The organism is Bradyrhizobium sp. PRIMUS42 (assembly GCF_023006515.1).
In the GTDB taxonomy this organism is placed as follows: Bacteria; Pseudomonadota; Alphaproteobacteria; order Rhizobiales; family Xanthobacteraceae; genus Bradyrhizobium.
On sequence record NZ_JALBGZ010000423.1, the window covers coordinates 1 to 5,658 of the forward strand.

A 5,658-nucleotide genomic window follows, 5' to 3' on the forward strand; every position below is an offset into this window, starting at 1 on the left:
GCCTCGGCTTCACCCGGCTGCGCTCGGCCGCGACCGGCGGCGCGGCGCTCGGTCCTGAGACCTTCAAGTTCTTCCAGGCCATGGGCGTGCCGCTGCGCACCCTGTACGGCCAGACCGAGCTGCTGGGAGCCTACACGCTGCATCCCGAGGGCAAGGTCGACCCTGATACAACCGGCGTGCCGATGTCAGACGACGTCGAGATCCGGATCGATAACGCCGACGTCCATGGCGTCGGTGAGATCGTGGTGCGGCACCCCAACATGTTTCTCGGCTATTACAAGAATCCCGAGGCCAGCGTCGCGGACATCAGGGACGGCTGGATGTTGTCGGGCGATGCCGGCTATTTCAACGCGAACCAGCAGCTCGTCGTCATCGACCGCATCAAGGATCTCGCCGAGACTTCGCGCGGCGAGCGCTTCTCGCCGCAGTTCATCGAGAACAAGCTGAAATTTTCGCCCTATATCGCCGAAGCCGTGGTGCTGGGCGCAGGCCGCGACGCGCTCGCGGCGATGATCTGCATCCGCTACTCCATCATCTCGAAATGGGCGGAGAAGAACCGCCTCTCCTTCACCACCTACAGCGATCTCGCCTCGCGGCCCGAAGTCTATGCGCTGCTTCAGAAAGAGGTCGAGACCGTCAACGCCACGCTGCCGCCGGCCCAGCGCATCTCGCGCTTCCTCCTGCTGTACAAGGAGCTCGACGCCGACGACGGCGAGCTCACCCGCACAAGAAAGGTGCGCCGCAGCGTCATCAACGAGAAATACGCCGGGATCATCGACGCCATCTACCGCGGCGATGCCGACATCCCCGTCGATACCGTAATCCGCTTCCAGGACGGCACCACGCAGCGGGTGCGGACCACACTGCGCGTGGTGGATCTCGGCGGGCATGGTCACATGGCGGAGGCGGCGGAGTGATGTTTCCGTCGGCAACGAGCGCGATGCGCGTTAATGTGCTCTCTCCCCTGGTGGGAGAGGGCCTCTCCGCTATCAGCCACGCCCTTACTCGGGTGAGGGGTCTCTCCGCACCGTCACTGCCGAAACAACCCCTCACCCGTCTTCGCTTCGCGAAGCCACCCTCTCCCACAAGGGGAGAGGGGAAGAGCGCGCCGCATTTGTCCGCGAGCATCACATGAACACCGCCTTCCTCATCCAGCTCCTGGTCAACGGCCTCGTTGTCGGCACGCTCTACGGCGTGGTCGCGATGTCGTTCGTGCTGATCTACAAGGCGACGCAGGTCGTCAATTTCGCGCAAGGTGAATTGCTGCTGGTCGGCGCCTGGGTGTGCTGGGCCCTGCTGGCGAAATACCAGGTGCCGTTCTGGATCGGCATGCCGATGACGCTGGTATTCATGTTCGTGTTCGGCATTGCGGTCCAGGTCCTGATCCTGCGGCCGATGATCGGCGAGCCCATCATCTCGGTGATCATGGTGACGATCGGCCTCTCCACCGTGCTCCAGGCGACGCTGAAATGGATGTTCGGCGTCAATCCGCAGCCGTTCCCGCGCGTGTTCGAGAGCCAGTCGGTCAGCCTGTTCGGCCTCCAGATCCAGACCGTCTATGTCATGAGCCTCGTGGTGTCGGTCGCGATGATGATCGGCATGGCCTGGTTCTTCCGCGCATCCAAATATGGTCTTGCGATGCGCGCCACCGCGTTCAACCAGCAGGTGGCGCAGTCGCTCGGCATCTCCGTGAAGAGCGTGTTCGCGATGGCCTGGGCGATCTCGGCGACGGTGTCGGCGGTTGCAGGCGTCGTCGTCGCGGTCGTGAACGGCGTGTCCTCGGGCCTTGCCGGTTACGGCATCAAGGTGTTTCCGGCGGCGATCCTCGGCGGGCTCGATTCGGTCGGCGGTGCCGTGCTCGGCGGCATCATCATCGGCCTGCTCGAGAACGTCGCGCAATATATCGACAGCGAATACCTGCACTGGGGCAATCTCTACGAGATCGCGCCGTTCTACGTCCTCATCATCGTGCTGATGATCAAGCCCTACGGGCTGTTCGGCACCCATGACATCGAGCGGATCTGACCATGGCCGGCCCTGCCCTCATTCCTGCTGGTGATTTCCGCGCCTCGTACGCGGCGGACACCACGATCTTCCCGACCACCACCAGCCGCAACTTCGCCATCGCGGGCGTGCTGCTGCTGTGCCTCGCGCCGCAATTCTTCAGCGGCTACTGGCTCAGCATCCTGATCCAGATCGGCATCTTCTCGATCGCGGCACTCGGCCTGAATATCCTGGTCGGCTTCACCGGTCAGATCTCGATCGGGCACGCGGCCTTCTTCCTGCTCGGCGCCTTCACCTCGGCGTACATCTCCAACAACGCGCCGATCCCGGTGTTCTTCGCAATCCCGCTCGCGGGCATCGTCACCGCGCTGGTCGGCCTGATCTTCGGCATCCCGGCGGCGCGGCTGAAGGGGCTTTACCTCGTCATCGCAACGCTCGCCGCGCAATACATCCTGCTCGACTTTTTCTCCCGTGCCGAATGGTTCTCCGGCGGCTCGGTGCCGGCAAGCGCAAACCCGTTCTCGATCTTCGGCTACACGCTGCGCGGCGACAAACAGTATTTCTACGTCGTGCTGGCCTATGTGCTGGCGAGCTATGTCCTCGTCACCAATCTGATGCGCACCCGCGACGGCCGCGCGCTTGTGGCGGTCCGCGACCATTATCTCTCCGCCGAGATCATGGGCATCAACCTGACGAAATACCGCACGCTGTCGTTCGGGCTCGCCGCCTTTTTCGCCGGCATCGCCGGCGCCCTTTACGCGCACTACCAGCTCGTGGTGTCGCAGGAGGGTTTCGGCATCGAGCGCTCGATCCTGTTCCTCGCCATGATCATCATCGGCGGCACCGGCTCGATCATGGGCACGCTGATGGGCACCGCTTTCGTGGTGCTCCTGCCCGAGGGGATGGAGTTCATCAGCCACTATTTGAAGGGCGGCGCGATCGACAAGGCGCTGTCGCTCAACACCAACATCACCTTCCTGCGCGAGATCGCGATCGGGGTGATCATCATCGCGTTCCTGATGTTCGAGCCTGACGGGCTCGCGCATCGCTGGCGGCAGATCAAGGCGTACTGGAAACTCTACCCGTTCTCGCATTGAGCGCGGGCAACTTCACTTAAACAATAAACAGGAGGAACCGACCCATGACGATGAAGTCCCTTTTGAGCACCGCATCGCTCGCCATGGCGATCGCCGCATTTTCGGCAGGCGCGCAGGCGCAGATCGCGATCGGGCACCTCGCCGACTATTCCGGCGGCACCTCCGACGTCGGCACGCCCTTTGGTCAGGCCGTCGCCGACACCTTCGCCTGGGTCAACAAGAACGGCGGCGTCGGCGGCAAGCAGCTCAACGTCGACACCAACGACTATGGCTATCAGGTGCCGCGCGCGATCGCGCTCTACAAGAAGTGGTCGGCGCCGGACTCTAAGGTCGCCGCGATCATGGGCTGGGGCACGGCCGACACCGAGGCCCTGACCGGCTTCCTCGCCCAGGACAAGATTCCCGACATGTCCGGCTCCTATGCCGCCGCCCTCACCGATCCCGAAGGCGTCAGCGGCAAGGCCAAGCCCGCGCCCTACAATTTCTTCTATGGCCCGAGCTATTCGGACTCGCTGCGCGCAATGCTGATGTGGGCCGCCGAGGATTGGAAGGCCAAGGGCAAGTCCGGCAAGCCGAAATTCGTGCACATGGGCGCCAACCATCCCTATCCGAACGCGCCGAAGGCTGCCGGTGAAGCAATGGCGCAGGAGCTCGGCTTCGAGGTGCTGCCGCCGCTGGTGTTCGCGCTCGCGCCGGGGGACTACAGCGCGCAGTGCCTGAGCCTGAAATCTTCGGGCGCCAACTACGCCTATCTCGGCAACACCGCCGCCTCCAACATCTCGGTGCTGAAGGCCTGCAAGACCGCCGGCGTCGAGATCCAGTTCATGGGCAATGTCTGGGGCATGGACGAGAACGCCGCCAAGACGGCCGGCGATGCCGCCAACGGCGTGATCTTCCCCTTGCGCACCGCGGTGAGCTGGGGCGGCGATGCGCCCGGCATGAAGACGTTGATGGAGATCTCGAAGATGTCCGACGCCAGCGGCAAGGTCTATCGTCCCGTGCACTACGTCGCGGCCGTCTGCTCGGCGCTGTACATGAAGGAGGCGATCGACTGGGCCGCCAAGAACGGCGGCGCCACCGGTGAGAACGTCGCCAAGGGCTTTTACCAGAAGAAGGATTGGGTGCCGGCCGGCATGGAAGGCGTCTGCAATGCCTCGACCTGGACCGACAAGGACCATCGCGGCACGCTGAAGGTCGATCTCTATCGCACCAAGATCTCGGGCGCGACCGACGGCGACCTCAACGATCTCATGGCCAAGGGCACGATCAAGCTCGAGAAGGTCAAGACCGTCGAGCTGCCGCGCAAGCCGGAATTGCTGGGCTGGTAACGCAAACTCAGGACGTCATGGCCGGGTTTGTCCCGGCCATCCACGTCTGACTTCACGGCACGAAGTACGTGAATGCCCGGGACAAGCCCGGGCATGACGAGCGTAGCTATTTGGTAGGCACACCAATGACCGACACTCTCGAAGCATCCCGCACCAAGCCGACGGCCGTCGCCGCCCCGCCCCTCCTCGCAGTGCGCAACATCGAGGTCGTCTATGACGACGTCATCCTTGTGCTGCGCGGCCTCAGCCTCGAGGTGCCCAAGGGGGCGATCGTGGCGCTGCTGGGTGCCAACGGCGCCGGCAAGTCGACGACGCTGAAGGCGATCTCGGGGCTGCTCAAGACCGAGGACGGCGAAGTCACGCGCGGCGAAATCGTGTTCGAAAACGAGCGGATCGACGGTATCGATCCCGACAAGATCGTCCGCCGCGGCATCTTCCAGGTGATGGAGGGGCGGCGCATCGTCGCCGACATGACGTCCCTGGAGAACCTCAAGCTCGGAGCCTTCACCCGCAGGGACCGCGAGGTCGACGCCGACCTCGACATGGTCTTCAATTATTTTCCGCGCCTGAAAGAGCGTACCGGCCTTGCCGGCTACCTCTCCGGCGGCGAACAGCAGATGCTCGCGATCGGCCGGGCGCTGATGGCGCGCCCAAAGATGATCTTGATGGACGAGCCCTCCATGGGCCTGTCGCCGCTGCTGGTGAAAGAGGTGTTCTCGATCATCCAGAAAATCAACCGCGATCTCGGCGTCACCATCCTCCTGGTCGAGCAGAACGCGCGCGCCGCGCTGTCGGTGGCGAGCCACGGCTACATCATGGAGCAGGGCAAGGTCGTGCTTGACGGCACCGCCGACGAGTTGCGCGACAACGAGGACGTCAAGGAATTCTACCTCGGCGGCGCGGGCGACCAGCGCAAGAGCTTCAAGAACCTCAAGAGCTTCAAGCGGCGCAAGCGCTGGCTTTGACATAGCGTTTTCAAGCGAAGTGGGACCGGTTCGCGTGAAGAAAACGCGTCAGAACAAGAGACACTTACTCCAGCACCTGTTCCGCTTCCGTGACTGCGCAGAGAACATGATAGAACGACGACGCGGGAATGGTGTCGATCAGCGACTTGCCGTCGCGATCGAACTGGTCGTACCAGCCGCCCCTCACGGGATGGTTGAGATAATGCCGTTCGAGCCGCACCAGCGCCGCACGCGCCTCGTCCGCTGCGCCCGCCTCGCCGGACT

Annotated in this window: 6 protein-coding genes; 5 read left to right on the forward strand and 1 reads right to left on the reverse strand. The window is 63.5% G+C overall.

Annotated elements, in window-relative coordinates:
- The 5 genes from MOV75_RS25450 to MOV75_RS25470 all read left to right on the forward strand — a co-directional run.
- Positions 1-917 (forward strand): AMP-binding protein (locus tag MOV75_RS25450; RefSeq protein WP_247006804.1); only part of this gene is annotated, 917 nt, incomplete at its 5' end.
- 214 nt (positions 918-1,131) lie between these two features.
- Positions 1,132-2,025, forward strand: coding sequence for a branched-chain amino acid ABC transporter permease (locus tag MOV75_RS25455; protein WP_246930254.1), 894 nt, complete (start codon positions 1,132-1,134; stop codon positions 2,023-2,025).
- A gap of 2 nt (positions 2,026-2,027) precedes the next feature.
- The gene (locus MOV75_RS25460; protein WP_246930255.1) at positions 2,028-3,101 is read left to right on the forward strand and encodes a branched-chain amino acid ABC transporter permease; all 1,074 of its coding nucleotides are present in this window, start codon (positions 2,028-2,030) and stop codon (positions 3,099-3,101) included.
- Positions 3,102-3,145: 44 nt separating this feature from the next.
- Complete coding sequence (locus tag MOV75_RS25465) at positions 3,146-4,429, forward strand: ABC transporter substrate-binding protein (RefSeq protein WP_246930256.1); 1,284 nt, start codon at positions 3,146-3,148, stop codon at positions 4,427-4,429.
- 125 nt (positions 4,430-4,554) lie between these two features.
- On the forward strand, positions 4,555-5,394 hold the full coding sequence (locus MOV75_RS25470) for an ABC transporter ATP-binding protein (protein ID WP_246930257.1): 840 nt from the start codon (positions 4,555-4,557) through the stop codon (positions 5,392-5,394).
- Positions 5,395-5,458: 64 nt separating this feature from the next.
- Here the strand turns inward: MOV75_RS25470 and MOV75_RS25475 are convergent.
- A partial coding sequence (locus tag MOV75_RS25475) for an AGE family epimerase/isomerase (RefSeq protein WP_247006805.1) occupies positions 5,459-5,658 on the reverse strand: 200 nt, incomplete at its 5' end.

What these genes read in the sequence shown, in the direction of transcription:
- MOV75_RS25455 (WP_246930254.1), top strand. Translation starts at nt 1,132, where the DNA reads ATGAACACCGCCTTCCTCATCCAGCTCCTGGTCAACGGCCTCGTTGTC.
- MOV75_RS25470 (WP_246930257.1), top strand. Translation starts at nt 4,555, where the DNA reads ATGACCGACACTCTCGAAGCATCCCGCACCAAGCCGACGGCCGTCGCC.
- MOV75_RS25465 (WP_246930256.1), top strand. Translation starts at nt 3,146, where the DNA reads ATGACGATGAAGTCCCTTTTGAGCACCGCATCGCTCGCCATGGCGATC.
- MOV75_RS25460 (WP_246930255.1), top strand. Translation starts at nt 2,028, where the DNA reads ATGGCCGGCCCTGCCCTCATTCCTGCTGGTGATTTCCGCGCCTCGTAC.